This window comes from Lentzea alba (assembly GCF_011067745.1).
Classification (GTDB): domain Bacteria; phylum Actinomycetota; class Actinomycetes; order Mycobacteriales; family Pseudonocardiaceae; genus Lentzea; species Lentzea alba.
On the sequence record NZ_JAAMPJ010000012.1, the window covers coordinates 1 to 16,122 of the forward strand.

Sequence of the window (16,122 nt, forward strand, 5' to 3'; positions counted from 1 at the left end):
AGCCGCCTCAAGCAGTTTCGTGGCCTGGCCACCAGGTTCGCGAAACGAGCCGCCTACCATCGCGCGGAGATCGTCCTCGCCTGCATCGTCCTCCACCTCAGGTGAAGATCCGCAGGACACGCCCTAGACAGCGCGCTTCTCCACGAGCCAGGTCGCGACCTCGTGCAGTTTGATGTTGGCCGCCTGGGAGGCCTCGACCAGCATCCGGAACGCACGTGCGGCGTCGACGTCGTGACGTTCCATGAGCATGCCCTTGGCCGTGGAGATGATGTCGCGGCTCTCGATGGCCACGCCGAGTTGCGCCTCGCGTTGAGCGCCCATGAGCGCGATCGCGGCGTGCGTGGCGAACAGCTGACCTTCTTCTTCGGTGCGTTGGCCGAAGGCGTTGACACGGCTGGAGTACAGGTTGAGCGCGCCGATGGTCCAGTCCGTCACGAACAGGCGGAAGGACAGCATCGAGCGAATGCCGTGGTCGGCGGCGGCGGGACCGAAAGCCGGCCACCGGGCCTCCTTGCCGACGTCGCCGACGCGGTAGGTCTGGTGCTCGGTGATGGCGTCGACGCACGGGCCTTCGTGGAAGTCGTACTGCAGCTGGTCGATCGTCTCGACGAGGGCGCTGGTCGGGGCGACGGTGCGGATCTTGCGATGTTCGGCCAGCGAGATACCGGCGTGTTCCGCGCCCCCCACGTAGTCGACGGCGGCCTTGACGATCGCCTGCAGCGTCGTCTCGACGTCCGGTTCGGCTTGCAGTGTTCGGGCGATGCCACCGAGCGTCTCGGCAAGCCCCCGGAAACCGTCGTCGTCAGTCGCTCTCATTGACGCCTCCATCACCAAGGTCGACGCTCTTGATACTTCTACCCCACCGGAATCCCGGGTGAAACGTGCGCTGCGCGGGGCATCACCCAAGTAGCGGCGCCCGGTTCTCCTCGACCGGCGCGAAGAGGTCGCCTACGGCGGCGACGCGGTCGAGCACCTCCTCCGCGGTGAACATCAGCTGCGCCGGTTTCCGGCAGCCGCGGACCTCGTCCCAGGTGACCGGCGTGGCCGCCGTCGGCTCGTCGCGGCCGCGCAGCGAGTACGGCGTGATCGTGGTCTTGGCAGGGTTGTTCTGGCTCCAGTCGATGAAGACCCTGCCTTCGCGGCGGGCCTTCGCCATCGTCGCGGTCACCAGCCGGGGCGTCTCCCGCTCGAACGCCACCGCGACGGCCTTCGCGTAGACCGACGGAGCCTGCGCGCTCGTCGCGGCGATCCCCGCGTAGACCTGAAGGCCTTTGGCCCCCGACGTCGTCGCCACCGGCGTGAGGTCGTCGCCGGTGAGGACGTCGTACAGGCGCTCGGCGACCCGGCAGCAGTCGACGACGGTGGTGCCGGGGCCCGGATCGAGGTCGAACACGAGCCGGTCCGGGAGGTTCGGCGCGCCGTCACCGGTGACCGTCCACTGAGGAACGTGCAGTTCGAGCGCGGCCAGGTTGGCGGCCCAGACCAGCGCGGCGAGCTCGTGGATGAGCGGGTAGCGCACGATCTCGTCGCCACCGCTGCGGGAACCGCCGCCCCGCAACGGCACGGTCGGCAGCCAGTCCGGCGCGCCGGCGTCGGCGTTCTTCTGGAAGAACCGCTGCCCGCGCACACCGTTGGGCCACCGCACGAACGTGACGGGTCTGCCGCGCAGGTGCGGCAGCAGGACGGGAGCGATCCGGCTGTAGTAGGCGATGACCTCGCTCTTGGCGGTGCCGTCCGGGTACAGCACCTTGTCCAAATTGGACAGTGCGAGTGTGCGTGCACCCGCTTTGACCGTCACCCGGCTGCCGGTCGCGGGCGCGGGCGGAGGGCCGGGGCGGCCGGGTTGTGGTGCGATCACCTCGGCCGGATCGCGGTCGGCCCGCAGGCCTCGCCAGGCGGTGTGTCTGAGCCGGCCTTCCTCGCCTCGGGTGAACTGCCGGAACCGCACCTCGCCGACGAGGACCGGATCCACCCACCGGGCGCGCACGACGTCCTCGCGCGGGGGAGAGGCCGCGAACGGGTGACCGGCCCGCTCCAACGGCAGCAGGCGGTCGCGCAGCTGGTCGCGGTCCTGGCGGGTGAAGCCGGTGCCGACGTCGCCGATGTACACGAGCGCACCGGTGTCCGGGTCGTGCGCGCCGAGCAGCAGACCGCCGACCGTGCCGGTGAAACCGCTCTGGCCGGGCCGCCAGCCGCACACGACGACCTCGCGGGTCTGCACGAGCGGGTGCTTGCACCAGAAGCCCGGCCGCTTGCCGGGCAGGTAGGGGGAATCGAGGCGCTTGGCGACGAGTCCCTCGTGCCCCTCGTTCGCCACGCGTTCCAGCAACCGCTGCGGCGTGAGGCGGTCGGCCGCCAGTTCGGCGGCGGTGAACGAGGGCACGACGGTCACCCGGAACGGGTCGGGCATCGGCAGCGCGGTGAGCAGCCGCCGGCGCTGTTCGTACGGCTGGTCGAGCAGCAGTTCCCCGTCGAGCAGGAGGAGGTCGAACGCCAGGAAGCGCACGGGGACGTCGATGAACGGCTCCTCGCGGCGGGCCGTGCGGTGCTTCTGGAACCGGCCTCGCCGTTGCTGCAGCAGCCCGAAGTCGATCTGGCCGGCCTCGTTGTAGACCACGACCTCGCCGTCGAGCACCGCGGCGCGTCCCCGCACCGCCGCGCCCAGCACCTCGGTCAGCTCGACGAACTCGACGGTGAGGTCCAGGCCGTTGCGACTGGTCAGCACCGTCGTGCCGTCCGGGGCGATCCGCGCCGCCACGCGGTAACCGTCCAGCTTGTACTCGTACGTCCACTGGGGACCCTCGCGGAGGCGGCCGCCGTCGGGTTTGGCGAGCATGGGGTCGATCCAGGCGGGAACGGAGTCGTGCGCCGCGCGCATGGCCACCTCCGTACCTGGTGTGTTGCCCAGTCACCAGGAATCTGAAGGTAACCCGATCGGCCTAATTACGCCCGTTGGCGCAGCTCAGCACGTCACCGTCCGTTCAGCAGCAGGAGCATGTCCGGCAGCTCGAAGTACCGCGCCACGTCGAGCGCGGACCTCGGCCCGAGGGCCGGGTCCGCACCCGCGTCCAGCAGCAGGCCGACGGAGCGCTCGGAGCGGCGGAAGACCGCTGCCCCGAGCGCCGTCTGACCGCGGTCGTTGACCCGCCCGGTGTCGGCGCCGCGCTCCAGCAACGCCCGCACGGTGTCCGGGTGGCCGTGGTAGGCGGCGAGGATCAGCAGGGAGTCGCCGGATCCGTTGGTGAGGTTCACCGGTATCCCCGCGTCGATCGCCTCGACCAGCCGGCCCGTGTCGCCGGTGCGGGCCAGGTCGAACATCGAGCGCAGGAAGGTGAGCTCTTCCTCGGTGAGCATCAGGAGATGGTCGCGGGGAAGCGTTCCCACACGCGGTGGGCTCCCAGCAACGCGGTCACCGACTTCAACACCTGCGAGGCGTCGTCGTCGACCACGACCCCCGGCCCGGCGCACCCCGCGGCCTCGACGGCGGCGCGGCCGGTTCCCCAGGCGCCGATGGCTTTGGCGTGGCGGAAGCACTCCTGGATCATCAGGAGCACGCGCGGGTCGACGGTGCCACCGGGCGCGCCGGCCTTCGCGTCCCTGGCCGGCACGGCGTCCGCACCGGGCGGCGGGCCGCCGGCGAGCAGCAGGGCGTCGAACTCGACCGAGCGCGCGGTGAGGAACGTGCGCTGGGCGACCAGGCCGCTGTCGCCGATCGGACCGCCGGTCGGGGCGATCAGCAGCGGCACCATGCCGCCGGCCAGGATCGTCTCGCGGACCGTTCGCACGCCGTCGAGGTCGGCCGGGTCGACCACGATGCCGATCAGCCGGCCGTCGGTGGGCCACGTCTGCCCGATCTGCGACAGGGCGGGGCTCGGCGCGACCTTCTTCGGTCGCACGGTGGGGCTCGGCGCCGGCAGCCCGAGACCCTGGGCCACCTGCGCGCACAGCGTGGCGTCGACGTTGGCCAGCACGCGCAGCTGACGTTCCTTGACGGCCTGCTCGTAGCACTTGCCGAGCTCGAAGGTGAACGCGCGCACGACGTGCTCCTTCTCGACCGGCGAGAGGCTCAGCCAGAACAGCCTCGGCTGCGTGAAGTGGTCGGCGAACGACGCGGGCGCCTGGCGGACCTTCACCGCCTTGGGCAACGGCTGAGCCACCTCGACCAGCGGCCGGTCCTCGGCCGTCGCCTCGAACGGGTTGCCGCCGTCGAGGGTGTTGGGCCGGTACGGCGCCACACCGGCGTGCACGGCGTGCTGGTGGAACCCGTCGCGGAACATGTCGTTCACCGCCGTGTGCGGGCGGTTGATCGGGATCTGGTTGAAGTTCGGCCCTGCCAGCCTCGTCAGCTGGGTGTCCAGATAGGAGAACAGGCGTGCCTGCAGCAGCGGGTCGTCGGTGACGTCGATGCCCGGCACCAGGTTCCCGAGGTGGAACGCGACCTGTTCGGTCTCCGCGAAGAAGTTCATCGTGTTGCGGTTGAGCGTGAGCATCCCGACCGGCTGCACCGGCGCGAGCTCCTCCGGCACGATCTTCGTCGGGTCGAGCAGGTCGATGCCCTCGAAGGTCTGCCGGGGCGTGTCGGGGAAGATCTGCAGACCGAGCTCCCACTGCGGGAAGGCGCCGGACTCGATGGCGTCGGCGAGGTCGCGGCGGTGGAAGTCGGGGTCGATGCCGTTGATCAGCTGGGCCTCCTCCCACACCAGGGAGTGCACGCCCAGTTTCGGCTTCCAGTGGAACTTCGCGAGCGCGGTCCCGCCCTCGGCGTTGACGAGCCGGAACGTGTGGACGCCGAACCCCTCCATCGTGCGGTAGGACCGGGGGATCCCGCGGTCGGACATGTTCCACATGACGTGGTGGGTGGCCTCGGTGTGGGTGGACACGAAGTCCCAGAACGTGTCGTGCGCGCTCTGCGCCTGCGGGATCTCGCGGTCCGGGTGCGGCTTGCCCGCGTGGATGACGTCCGGGAACTTGATGCCGTCCTGGATGAAGAACACCGGGATGTTGTTGCCCACCAGGTCGAAGTTGCCTTCCTGGGTGTAGAACTTCGTCGCGAACCCGCGGGTGTCGCGGACGGTGTCGGCCGATCCGCGCGAGCCCAGCACCGTCGAGAACCGCACGAACACCTGTGTTTCGACGCCGTCGCCCAGAAAACCGGCCTTGCAGACGCTCGCGGCCGTGCCGTAGCCCACGAACACGCCGTGTGCGCCGTACCCGCGTGCGTGCACCACCCGCTCCGGGATGCGCTCGTGGTCGAAGTGCATCACCTTCTCGCGAAGGTGATGGTCCTGCAGCAACGTCGGTCCGCGCTCGCCGGCCTTCAACGAGTGATCGGTGTCGTACAGCCGTGCGCCCGCCGAGGTGGTGAGAAAGTCGCCCTGTTGCCCCTGGGACAGTTTCGGCGCGCCGGTCGGTGCGCCTGTTGGCGACACCGTCTCCGGTCCGGTCTGGTCCTGCTTGGGCGGCAACGGCCCGCGCGGCTCGGTCGGTTCATCGAGGGACGGCGGCTCGCTGTTCGGAGCGCCGGGGATCGGCGGGTTCACCAGTTCGGTGACCTTGTCGACCGCTTTCTCGAGCGCGGCCTTCACGAGCTTGCCCGGCTTTTGGCTCGCCACTGCATCCTCCTCGGGGCGGGGTTGTCGTACAGGCAGTACCCGCGCTCGGGCTGGATATGCGTTGCCGGGATGGGCCGTCTGGATTGGAAAACGTGGCGAAGTGGGTATTCGTCGTTACCGGCGCGTGCCGGCGTTCACGAGCGGGATGGTGAGACGTGGAGAAAGCGCCATCGAAGGACGTGTGGTGTCCGACGGTCGGTGTCGAGGAGGAGTTCCTCCTGGTGGACCCGGAGACCGGTGTCGCGGTCAACCGGGCGGACGAGGTCGTCGCCGTCGCGCGGGAGCGGTTGGGGCTCGCCCTGGAGCACGAGCTGACCGGGGCACAGGTGGAGATCAACACGACGATCTGCCGTGACGTGGAACAAGCGCGCCGTGAGTTGCTGGAGACACGCCGGTTGGTCGCCCAGGCCGCGCGGACGGCGGGGTGCCGGGCGATCGCGGTCGGAGCGCCTCCGCTGGGCCACGCGACCGGTGAGATCACGGACAGCCTGCGGTACCGGCGGATCGCGCGCGAGTTCGGTGCACTGGCCGAGCAGCAGCTGATCTGCGGCTGTCACGTCCACGTGGCCGTGCCCGACCGGGAGACCGCCGTGCAGGTGTGCAACCACGTGCGGCCGTGGCTGCCCGTGCTGGCCGCCGTCACCGCGAACTCGCCGTTCTCCGGCGGGGAGGACACCGGGTTCGCCAGCTGGCGTTCGACGGTGTGGTCGCGCTGGCCGGTGTCCGGCCCACCGCCGTACTTCACCTCGTGGCAGCACTACGAGGAGGCCTGCGACACCATGATCGCCGCGGGCACCGCGCTGGACCGGGCGATGGTCTACTGGGACGTCCGGCCCGCCACCGAGCTGCCGACCGTGGAGGTGCGGGTCTCCGACGTCGCGGCGAGCGTGGACGACGCGGTGCTGCTCGCGGCGCTCGCGCGGGCGCTGGTCGCCCAGGCGGTCGTCGACGTCGGACGCGGCGTGCGGGCGGAGCCGGTTCCTCAGGACACGCTGCGCCAGGCTTGTTGGAGCGCGGCAAACGTTGGCCTGCCGGGCACGGTCCTGGACGTGCTGTCCGGCGAACCGCGGCCGGTGCGGCAACAGCTGGACGAGCTGGTGCGGCGACTGACCCCGGTGTTCGAAGCGAACGGTGATCTGCCTGCGGTGCAACGAGGTCTGCGGCTGCTGGACCGTGACGGCGGTGGCGCGGACCGGCAGCGCCTGGCGTTCCGGGAAGGCCGGGTGGAAGCGCTGCTGAGCCTGCTCGACGTCGACCGTGCCGACTCGCGGGAGGTTTCCGCGTCCTGAGGTCCGCACCCACGCAGTAGTGTCGACGACACGATCGGCGCGGGTGGAGGTGGCATGGCAGCGGAAGGCTCGTCGATCCGCCTGCGCGTCCTCGACGCCGTCACGGACGGCACGCTCAAGCAGCTTGACCTCGACAAACTGCTCGAGGTGCTGCTGGAGCGCTCCCGCGAACTGCTCGCCGTCGACACCGTCACCGTCCTGCTGGTGGATCGCGGCGGCACGCAGCTCGTGGCCAAAGCGACGTCCGGACTGGAGGAAGAGGTCTTCCAGGGCGTGCGCGTGCCGGTCGGCAAGGGTTTCGCGGGCCGCGTGGCCCAGCTCCGGGAACCGGTGCAGATCGAACACGTCGACCCGTCCACAGTGGTCAATCCACTGCTGTGGGAGCACGGGCTGCGGGTGCTGCTCGGCGTGCCGATGATCGCCGAGGGCGAGCTGACCGGGGTCCTGCACGTCGGCAGCACCACGCGCCGCCGGTTCACCGATGACGAGGTCGACGCGCTGCAGCTCGTCGCCGACCGTCTCGCGGTGGCCGTCTACGTGGACCGGTCGCGGTCCGAGCGCGCCGCCGCCACGATGCTGCAGGAAAGCCTGCTGCCGTCCCGGTTGCCGAGCACCGACGGCTGGGAACTCGCGGCCCGCTACGTCCCCGGCGCGGAAAGCGGCGTCGGTGGCGACTGGTACGACGTGTTCGAGCTGCCCGGCGACCGCATCGGCGTGGTGATCGGCGACGTCGTCGGCAACGGCCTGCGGGCCGCCGTCGTGATGGGCCGGCTCAGGAGCGCCTTGCGCGCGTACGCGCTGGAGTACCTCGATCCCGCGCAGGTGCTGGGCAAGCTCGACCGCAAGGCCAGCTACTTCGAGCACAACACCATGGCCACCGTTGCGTACGCGATCATCGACACGGCGACGCACCGGATGAGCCTCGCCGTGGCCGGGCACCTGCCCCCGGTCCTCGCCGTGCCTGGGGAGGAGGCCGGGTTCGCGTCCGTGCACGTCGGCCCGCCCATCGGGTTCGACCTCGGCACCGCCGGGCGCCGCAGTGCCGCCGTGGACGTACCGCCGGGCACGTTGATCGTCCTCTACACGGACGGTCTGGTGGAACGCCGGGAACAGGACCTCGACGTGGGCCTGGAGCGGTTGCGGCAGACCGTCAGCCCGATGGGGCCGGAGGAGGCCTGCGTCCGGATCATGGCCACGATGGTCGGCGACCGGCCGGCGACCGACGACATCGCGCTGGTGGCGATCCGCCACAGCGGCTGACCCCGCTGTGCCGCTGCCACGCGGGGCGCCTTCGTACTGTCAGAGCGAACGAAAGCTCCCCGCGTGTACTTCGGTGACGGGTGTCGGGGGCGGTGTGCCGTGGGGTGGCGGGGTTGCTTCGCGGGCGGGCTGGCCTTGCTGTGCCGCTGCCACGCGGGGCGCTTTCGTACTGTCAGAGCGAACGAAAGCTCCCCGCGTGCACTTTGGTGACGATGGCTCACGGCGGCGGTTTACGGGTCGCGCTTAGCCGATCGGGCGGCGCGGCGGGACAGGTCGGCGAACGCGTCGCGCAGGGCGGGTGGGCCGACCACCTCGATCTCGGTGTCGAAGCGCGCCAGTTTCGCGGCGAGCGCGGCCCACGACCACGAGCCGGTCAGGAGCCTGGTGCGGGCGGGGCCGGCCTCCGAGGCGGTGTCGTCGCCGGTGAACGGGGCCACGTCGGCCAGCGGCAGGTCGAGGATCACCTTGCCGCGGCAGGGCCAGGTGTGAGTGTCGGCGCCTTTGAACCGGGCGGCCAGGAACGCCGAGACGTCGCCGCCGGGGACCTGGCGGGGTGTGAAGCGCGGTCCGTTGGGGATGCGCGGCGTCATCCGGTCGGCGCGGTACGTCCGCCAGTCCTCGCGCTCCGGGCTCCATCCGACGAGGTACCAGCGGCCGGCCCGCACGACCAGGTGGTGCGGCTGGACGCGGCGAGGTGGCCGTGCGGAGTCGGTGCGGCCCGGCGCGTTGTAGTCGAAGCGCAGTTCCTCGCGGGCGCGAATGGCGTTGCTCAGCGTGACCAGCAGGTCGGTGTCCACCTGGGTGCCGCGGCCGGACGACTCGATCTCCAGCGCGTCGATGCGCTGACGCAGCCGTGACGGCATGACCTGACGCACGGTGGCCAACGCCCGTGCGGCGGCCTCCTCGATGCCCGCGCCGGTGCCGACGGCGATCCTCAGCGCCACGGCGAGCGCGATCGCCTGTTCCTCGTCGAACAGCAGGGGCGGCACCTGGCTGCCCGCTTCGAGCCGGTACCCGCCGTCGGGGCCCTTGACCGCGTGCACGAGGTAACCGAGTTCGCGCAGCCGGTCGACGTCGCGGCGCACCGTCCGTTCGCTGACGCCGAGGCGCTGAGCCAGCAGCAGGCCCGGCCAGTCGCGGCGGACCTGCAGCAGGGACAGCAACGACAGCAGGCGGGCCGAGGTGGTCGTCGACGTGGCGATCGGCATGGTCTCAGCCTCGCACGAGTAGCGGACGTTCCCTGTCCGCTACTGCTGACATCGTGCACTCATGTCATTGAACGCAGTTCCCCATCTCAACTTCCGCGGCCAGGCCCGGGAGGCGCTCGAGTTCTACCGGTCGGTCTTCGGCGGCCGGCTCACCGTCGTCACCTACGGCGACTTCGGGATGCCCGCCGAGGTGCCCGGCGCGCAGAACGTGGTGTTCGGCGAGGTCGTCGCGGACAACGGCTTCCGCGTCATGGCCTACGACGTGCCCGGTGCGGACGAGCCGATCGTCGCCGGTGAACCCACCACCCGGCGGGAGAACGGCACCACGATCACCGCGGAGCCCTTCTTCCTGTCCGTGCGCGGCGAGAGCGCCGACGAGGTCGCCCCGATCTGGGAAGGACTCGCCGACGGCGCGACGGTGATCGAGAAGTTCGGCCCCTCGCAGTGGACGCCCGGCTTCGGGATGCTGGCCGACCGGTTCGGCGTCACCTGGGTCGTCGACGTGGCGGTCGCCCACGCCTGAGCCGTCACGGGCAGGACGCGACGGCCGGAGGTGTGGGGGCCACCTCCACCTTCGGCCGCTCGGCCCGCACCGACGCGATGCCGCCGAGGATCAGCACACCGCCGGCCAGTTGCAGAGGCGTGAGTTCCTCGCCCAGCAGGAGCCAGGCCAGCACTGACGCCGAGACGACCTCCATCAGGCCGATGAACGACGCGAGCCGCGACCCGAGAATCCCGGAAGCGGTGATGCCGGTCGCGTAGGCGAGCGCGGTGCCGACGACCGCGACGATGAGCAGCGGCACCCACCAGGCCGCGGGGGTGCCGAGCAGCGGCACGTCGCCGAACGTCGCGGTGAACGGGAGCAGGCCGGTCGCCCCGATGAGCGCCAGGACGGGTGCGGCCACCAGGAGTCCGGTCCCGGCGAGCGCGACCGGCGGCAGGCCGTCGTTGGGGCGCGCGGCGATCACGAAGTACAGGGCGCACCCGATGGCGGCACCGAACGCGGCCGCCAGGCCGATCGGGTCCACGGCCTGGATCGCGCCGGGGCCGATCACGAGCACGAGGCCGCCGACCGCGAGCACCGAGCCGACCAGGACGACCGGCGCGGGCGTGCGCCTGCTGACCGCCCAGGTGAACCCGACCAGGATGAGCGGTGCGAGGAACTCGATGAGCAGCGCGGTCGCCACCGGGATCCGCCCGATGGCGGCGAAGTAGAGGACCTGGGTGAGCGCGACCCCGGCGAGGCCCATGCCCAGCACGGACCACCTGGCCCGCCACAGCAGGTCCCACCGGCCGCGCAGGGACACCACGACGAACGGGAGCAGCACGAGCCCCGCCGCGAGCGCGCGGGCCGTGACGGCGGCGGCCGGGGACCAGCCGGCCGCCAGCAGCGGTTTGACCAGCACTCCGGAGGTGCTGAACGAGATGAACGAGACCGTGGCCGCGATCAGGCCGGTGGACGTCGCCGGAACACCCATGCTCGCCTCCGCGTGCCGTGAGTTGTCATGACCTATCGTTGTTACGGTCCTGACGGTAGGCCGGTCGCGGTAAGGAGTCAATTTGCGTTTTGCCCCTGACACGGAGGAGTCGCTCGCCTTCGTGGTCGCGCTGTGCAACACCGACCCCTCGGCGTCGCGCAGCGGTGCCGACGAACTGGCCACGGTCGACCAGCTCGCGGCCCTGTTGAGCCACTTCGGCTACACCGGACGCATCGACCACGACGAGGCGGAACTGCGCGACGTCCACCGCGCCCGCGCACTGCTCCGCCACGTCTGGACCCTCGACCGCGACGACGCTGTCGGAGCCGTGAACAAGATGCTGCGCGACGCGAAGGCGCTCCCGCACCTCGTGCGGCACGACTCGCAGGACTGGCACATGCACGCCACCGAGCCCGACTCCCCGCTGGCCGAACGGATCCGGGTGGAGGCCGCGCTCGCCCTCATCGACGTGATCCGGATGAACGAGATGGACCGTCTGCGGATCTGCGCGGCGGACGACTGCGCCGGTCTGCTGCTGGACCTGTCCCGCAACGGCCTCAAGCGGTTCTGCACCGTGCGCTGCGGCAACCGGATGAACATGATCGCCTTCCGGGAACGACGCGCGGACCGGTGACGACCGGTGTCACGGCGCCTGGACGTACGGCGGCGCCACGCCCCAGCCCCACTTCGGCACCGGCGCCCCGTGGAAGGGCTTGGCGTCCGGCGCGGAGTTCTGCACCGCCAGCCGGGTGCCCCACTCCAGATAGGACACGAACGCGGCGCGGAACTCCGGGTCGTCCGGCAGCGCCACCTCGTCCGCCGCGTCCATGATCAGGTTCAGCCAGCGACGACGCTGCTGTTCGGTGATGGCCCGACCGAGATGCTTGGCCAGCATGAACTCGTAGCCGCCGCGCTCTGCGGTGTACGCGGCCGGTCCGCCGAACACCTCGCCCAGCCACAGCGCCACGTACCGCGCGTGGCCCGGATCCATTCCGGCGAACACCGGCGCCAGCAGCTCGTCCTGCGCGACCTTCCGGTAGAACGCTTCGGTCAGGCGCAGCAACGCGTCCGCGCCACCGGCCCAGGTGTAAAGAGAAGGTGTCGGCTCGTCGTTGATCACGACGCCCACTCCAGCAGCACGCGCGAAGTCAGGCAAGTACGCACCTTTTGGTGAGGAGCGCCCATGTACCACTGTCCTGTCGAGCTGGCCCTCGACGTCATCGGAGGCAAGTGGCGGGCGGTGATCCTGGCCCACCTCAAGGAAAAGTCCCACCACTACGGCGAGCTGCGCCGCAAGGTGCCGGGCATCAGCGAGAAGATGTTCGGGCAGCGGCTGCGCGAGCTGCAGGACGCCGGTCTGGTGTCGCGAACCGAGGTGCCACCGTACGTCGAGTACGCGCTGACCGAGGAAGGCCGCAGCCTGGGACCGGCGCTGCAGGCCTTGTACGACTGGGGGCTCGAGCGCGCGGCGCGCACCGGCGCGGTCATCGCGCCGCCGGATGCCGCACGTGCCGATCGGCACCCCTCACCGCATGACCTTTGACGTCCGAAGTGGCCGGTCGGGACTTCGGAGCACGGTGTCCGCGCTCGTAGCGTCCTCGGTGTGACGGATGACAAGATCTTCTTGCCGAGGTTCGGCGCGGTGTGCGGGATCCTTCTCGCCCTGTCCATCGGGGTGCCCGGGGCCGTCGAGGCGTTCACCGGGGAGACGGCGGCGACCAGTCTGGCGATCGGGTTGGGAACGGCGTTCGGAGCACCCGCGGTGGTGGCGTTCCACGGGCACCAGGCGCACGCGTCGGGGAGGTTCGGCGCGTACGCGTTCGCGGTGAACATGATCGGGCTGGGGCTGTTCACGGGGGTGGCGTTCGCGCTGAACCTGGTGATCTTCTTCCAGGAGCCGGGGCAGCTGGCGGTGCTGACGGAGGTAGTGCTGAAGGGGGCGTCACTGGTGTTCGTGCTCGGCACGGTGGCGTTCGGGGCGTCGATGGTGCGGGCGAAGGTGTTTCCCGCGATCCCGGCCTGGGGGTACGGGATCAGCTTCGCGCTGCTGGCCGTGTTCGCGGCGCTGCCGGACACACCGTGGTCCGCGTTGCTGCACGTCGCCTGCGCCGTGGTGCTGGGATGGTTGTCCGCTGCGGTGTGGCCGCCGCGCCCGGTCACGGCACTAGCCTGAGCGGCATGCACATGTCGCGACCGGCGTACTGGGTCTCGCCGCTGCTGTGCGTCGCGGTGCTGGTCGCGGGTGTGTACGCCGCGGTCTCCGGGCTCGGCACCACCACGTTGCCGCTGTTCGTCGGCGGACTGGTGGTGCTCGTGGTCGTGGACCTGGCGGAGTTCCGCCGCTACCCGGTGCGCACGCCGAAGCCGGTGGCGGCGGCCCTGTTGGCGGTGCGGGCCGCCCTTTACGCGGGGCTGGCCCTCGTGGACGGTTCGGGGCTGGTACGGGTGTTGCTGGTGCTCGTGCCGTTCACCGCGTACTTCGCGTTCGGTCGGGCAGTCGCGTTCGGGCTGGCCGCTCTGTGTCTCGCGGCGGCGGTGGTGAGCGTCCCGGACTGGTACGCCCACGTGGAGCGGGTGTCGGACCTGGTGATGCTGGCCGTCGGGCTGGTGCTGACGCTGACGATGGCGGCGGTGGCGGTGCGGGAGCGCGACGGGCGGATCCGGCTGCAGGAGTCGCATCGCACGGTGGCGGAGCTGTCGGCGGCGGCGGAACGCGCCAGGGTGGCCAGGGATCTGCACGACGACCTCGGCCACCACCTGACCGCGATCGTGGTGCTGCTGGAGAAGGCCTCCGCGTTCCACGACCGCGAACCCGCCGCCGCGAAGGCCGCCGTTCTCGACGCGGAGCAGTCGGCTCGGCGGGCTCTCGGCGAGGTGCGTGAGTCGGTGCGGTCACTGCGTTCGTTCCACCTGCTCGCCGCCCTCGACGAACTGGTGGCGGGCCAGGACGAAGTCACCCTCACGGTCAGCGGTTCCCCGGACGGCCATGCCGTCGGTGCCCTGCACGCGTTGTACCGGGCCGCACAGGAGGGCATCACCAACGCGCGCAGGCACGCCGGCGCCACGCGCATCGCCGTCGCGGTCGACCTCGACGCCGAACGGGCCCGGCTGGCCGTGGCCGACGACGGGCGCGGCATGGGCGCGGCGGCGGAAGGGTTCGGGTTGCTCGGGATGCGGGAACGGGTCGCGCTGTCCGGCGGACGGGTCGACCTCGCCAGCACCTCGTCCGGCACGAGGCTGACGGTGACGATCCCCGCGGCGAGGACCGCATGACCCGCGTGCTGGTGGTCGACGACCAGCGGCTGATCCGCGAGGGCATCGCGTCGTTGCTGAGCCTGCAGCCAGGGATCGAGGTCGTCGGCACCGCCCGCGACGGGCACGAGGCCGTGGAGCTGGCGGTGACGCTGACCCCGGACGTCGTGCTGATGGACGTGCGGATGCCGGGGATCGACGGCGTGGAGGCGGTGACGCTGCTGCGCAAGCGGGCACCCGATTGCCGGGTGGTCATGCTGACCACGTTCGACGACGAGGACTACGTGGTGCGCTCCCTGCGCGCGGGCGCGACCGGCTACCTGCTCAAAGACCTGCCGTCGCAGGAGCTCGCGGCGGCGGTCCGGCTCGCCGCGGCGGGCGTGGCCCAGTTCGACCCGGCCGCGGCGGCCAGGCTGGCGGCGGTGCTGAGCCGGTCGGACAGCCACCGCGAGCCGCTCACCGTGCGCGAGGTGGAGGTGCTGCGGCTGGTCGCGGCCGGGGCGACCAACCGGGAGATCGCCGGGCGCCTGCACCTGTCGGAGGGCACGGTGAAGAACCACCTCTCCCGCATCCTCGGGCGACTCGGGCTGCGCGACCGGACGCAGGCCGCGCTGTACGCCCAGTCGCACGGTCTGGTGTGATGAGGCCGCCCTCGACCGCGGGCGGCCTCATTCCGATGTGGACAGTTCAGACCTGAGTGGTGGCAGGAACAGATGACTCCCGCGCCGAACGCCCGAGCTCCGCGGTCGGACGCCGGAACGTCTCGCGTCCCGTCGCGATCGCGGTCGCGCTCAGCGCGCACACCGCCGCCGTGAAGATCGCGACCCCGACCCAGTCGTCGCGGCCGGAGCCGATCGCCGACACCACGCTCGGCGCGAGACCTGCGATCGCGAACCCGAACTGCGTGCCGATCGCCATGCCCGACAACCGGACCTCGGTGCTGAACATCTCGCCGTACAGCGACGGCCAGATGCCGTTGATCGCGGAGTAGGCCACGCCGAACAGCAGGATGCCGAGCGCGAACACCAGGCCGTACGCGCCGATGGAGATCGACCACAGGTACGGGAAGATCAGGATCGCGCACGCGCCGCACCCCGCGAGGAACACCGGCTTGCGGCCGATCCTGTCGGAAAGCCCTGCCAGCAACGGGATCGCGGCCAGCGCGACGACGTTGGCGAGGACGCCGACCCACAGCATGGACGTGCGGGCCAGGCCGATCGTGTTCACCGCGTAGCTCAGGGCGTAGACGGTGAAGATCGTGCTGACCGAGGCGATGGTGGCCGCGAGGACGACCCGCAGGACGTCGGCCCAGTGCGTGCGGAACAACGTGGCGACCGGCAGCTTGGCCACCTTGGTGCGCTTGAACACGGCGGTCTCGTCGATCTTGCGGCGGATGACCAGTCCGACGATCACGACGACCGCGCTGCACCAGAACGGCACGCGCCAGCCCCAGCTCAGCAGGTCTTCCTGGGGGAGTGCGGCCACGGGCAGGAAGATCGCGGTGGCGAGGATCTGGCCGGCCTGCGTGCCGCTCAGGGTGAAGCTCGTGAAGTACGCCCGGCGGTGTTCCGGTGCGTGCTCGAGTGACATCGAGTTCGCGCCCGCCTGCTCGCCCGACGCCGAAAGTCCTTGCAGCAGACGGAGAACGACGAGCAGGACCGGCGCCAGCACGCCGATCGAGGCGTAGGTGGGCAGGCAGCCGACGGCGAAGGTCGCCACGCCCATCAGCAGCAGGGTGAAGACGAGGACCTTCTTGCGGCCGAAGCGATCGCCGACGTGGCCGAGCACGAACGCGCCGAGGGGCCTGGCGAGGTAGCCCACGCCGAACGTGGCGAGCGCGAGCAGGGTGCCCGTCGCCGGGTCGGCGGCGGGGAAGAAGACCTTGTTGAAGACCAGTGCAGCGGCTGTGCCGTAGATGAAGAAGTCGTAGTACTCGAGGGCGCTGCCGATCCAGGCTGCCAGCGCAGTCTTGCGGGCCATCGATGTGGTCACGGCGTACTCCGATGTACGATCTAGTTAGTTA

At 70.9% G+C, this 16,122-nt stretch carries 16 protein-coding genes; 8 read left to right on the top strand and 8 right to left on the bottom strand.

The window, feature by feature from the left end; genetic code table 11:
* Window positions 1-123 precede the first annotated feature (123 nt).
* The 4 genes from G7043_RS34960 to G7043_RS34975 all read right to left on the bottom strand — a co-directional run bounded on the left by G7043_RS34960 (window position 124) and on the right by G7043_RS34975 (window position 5,612).
* The gene (locus G7043_RS34960) at window positions 124-816 is read right to left on the bottom strand and encodes a GAF and ANTAR domain-containing protein (RefSeq protein WP_166052948.1); all 693 of its coding nucleotides are present in this window, start codon (window positions 814-816) and stop codon (window positions 124-126) included.
* Window positions 817-898: 82 nt separating this feature from the next.
* Window positions 899-2,878, bottom strand: coding sequence for a DNA ligase D (ligD, locus tag G7043_RS34965; protein ID WP_166052949.1), 1,980 nt, complete (start codon window positions 2,876-2,878; stop codon window positions 899-901).
* Between the two features lie 92 nt (window positions 2,879-2,970).
* A complete protein-coding gene (locus G7043_RS34970) occupies window positions 2,971-3,354 on the bottom strand; it encodes an ankyrin repeat domain-containing protein (protein WP_166052950.1) in 384 nt (127 codons plus the stop codon).
* Complete coding sequence (locus tag G7043_RS34975; RefSeq protein ID WP_166052951.1) at window positions 3,354-5,612, bottom strand: catalase; 2,259 nt, start codon at window positions 5,610-5,612, stop codon at window positions 3,354-3,356. Before G7043_RS34975 ends, G7043_RS34970 begins: the two co-directional genes overlap by 1 nt.
* A 155-nt stretch (window positions 5,613-5,767) precedes the next feature.
* Between G7043_RS34975 and G7043_RS34980 the strand changes: the two genes are divergently transcribed.
* Window positions 5,768-6,901: a carboxylate-amine ligase gene (locus tag G7043_RS34980; protein ID WP_166052952.1), complete on the top strand. Its 1,134-nt coding sequence runs from the start codon at window positions 5,768-5,770 to the stop codon at window positions 6,899-6,901.
* A 54-nt stretch (window positions 6,902-6,955) separates the two neighbouring features.
* Window positions 6,956-8,161, top strand: coding sequence for a PP2C family protein-serine/threonine phosphatase (locus G7043_RS34985; protein WP_166052953.1), 1,206 nt, complete (start codon window positions 6,956-6,958; stop codon window positions 8,159-8,161).
* Window positions 8,162-8,391: 230 nt separating this feature from the next.
* Here G7043_RS34985 and G7043_RS34990 read toward each other — a convergent pair whose 3' ends face one another.
* A complete protein-coding gene (locus tag G7043_RS34990) occupies window positions 8,392-9,369 on the bottom strand; it encodes a helix-turn-helix transcriptional regulator (protein WP_166052954.1) in 978 nt (325 codons plus the stop codon).
* A 61-nt stretch (window positions 9,370-9,430) separates the two neighbouring features.
* Here G7043_RS34990 and G7043_RS34995 point away from each other — a divergent pair, with 61 nt between their 5' ends.
* On the top strand, window positions 9,431-9,892 hold the full coding sequence (locus G7043_RS34995; protein ID WP_166052955.1) for a VOC family protein: 462 nt from the start codon (window positions 9,431-9,433) through the stop codon (window positions 9,890-9,892).
* A gap of 4 nt (window positions 9,893-9,896) precedes the next feature.
* Here the strand turns inward: G7043_RS34995 and G7043_RS35000 are convergent, their stop codons facing one another.
* Window positions 9,897-10,847 carry an EamA family transporter gene (locus G7043_RS35000; protein ID WP_166052956.1) on the bottom strand — a complete coding sequence of 317 codons (951 nt, stop codon included), beginning with the start codon at window positions 10,845-10,847 and terminating at the stop codon, window positions 9,897-9,899.
* Between the two features lie 82 nt (window positions 10,848-10,929).
* Between G7043_RS35000 and G7043_RS35005 the strand changes: the two genes are divergently transcribed.
* On the top strand, window positions 10,930-11,481 hold the full coding sequence (locus G7043_RS35005; protein ID WP_166052957.1) for a CGNR zinc finger domain-containing protein: 552 nt from the start codon (window positions 10,930-10,932) through the stop codon (window positions 11,479-11,481).
* A 9-nt stretch (window positions 11,482-11,490) separates the two neighbouring features.
* Here G7043_RS35005 and G7043_RS35010 read toward each other — a convergent pair whose 3' ends face one another.
* Window positions 11,491-12,003 (bottom strand): group II truncated hemoglobin, encoded by a 513-nt coding sequence (locus G7043_RS35010; RefSeq protein WP_207312165.1) that lies wholly within the window; start codon window positions 12,001-12,003, stop codon window positions 11,491-11,493.
* Between the two features lie 27 nt (window positions 12,004-12,030).
* Here G7043_RS35010 and G7043_RS35015 point away from each other — a divergent pair, with 27 nt between their 5' ends.
* From G7043_RS35015 to G7043_RS35030, 4 genes are read left to right on the top strand one after another with little or no spacing between them, the layout of a single operon-like run.
* Window positions 12,031-12,390 carry a winged helix-turn-helix transcriptional regulator gene (locus G7043_RS35015; protein ID WP_166052958.1) on the top strand — a complete coding sequence of 120 codons (360 nt, stop codon included), beginning with the start codon at window positions 12,031-12,033 and terminating at the stop codon, window positions 12,388-12,390.
* A gap of 60 nt (window positions 12,391-12,450) precedes the next feature.
* A complete protein-coding gene (locus G7043_RS35020; protein WP_166052959.1) occupies window positions 12,451-13,020 on the top strand; it encodes a hypothetical protein in 570 nt (189 codons plus the stop codon).
* Between the two features lie 5 nt (window positions 13,021-13,025).
* Window positions 13,026-14,120 (top strand): sensor histidine kinase, encoded by a 1,095-nt coding sequence (locus G7043_RS35025; RefSeq protein WP_242643037.1) that lies wholly within the window; start codon window positions 13,026-13,028, stop codon window positions 14,118-14,120.
* Window positions 14,117-14,740 (top strand): response regulator transcription factor, encoded by a 624-nt coding sequence (locus G7043_RS35030; protein WP_166052960.1) that lies wholly within the window; start codon window positions 14,117-14,119, stop codon window positions 14,738-14,740. Before G7043_RS35025 ends, G7043_RS35030 begins: the two co-directional genes overlap by 4 nt.
* A gap of 46 nt (window positions 14,741-14,786) precedes the next feature.
* Here G7043_RS35030 and G7043_RS35035 read toward each other — a convergent pair whose 3' ends face one another.
* Window positions 14,787-16,091, bottom strand: a complete 1,305-nt coding sequence (locus tag G7043_RS35035) for an MFS transporter (RefSeq protein ID WP_313888223.1) — start codon at window positions 16,089-16,091, stop codon at window positions 14,787-14,789.
* Window positions 16,092-16,122: the final 31 nt, after the last annotated feature.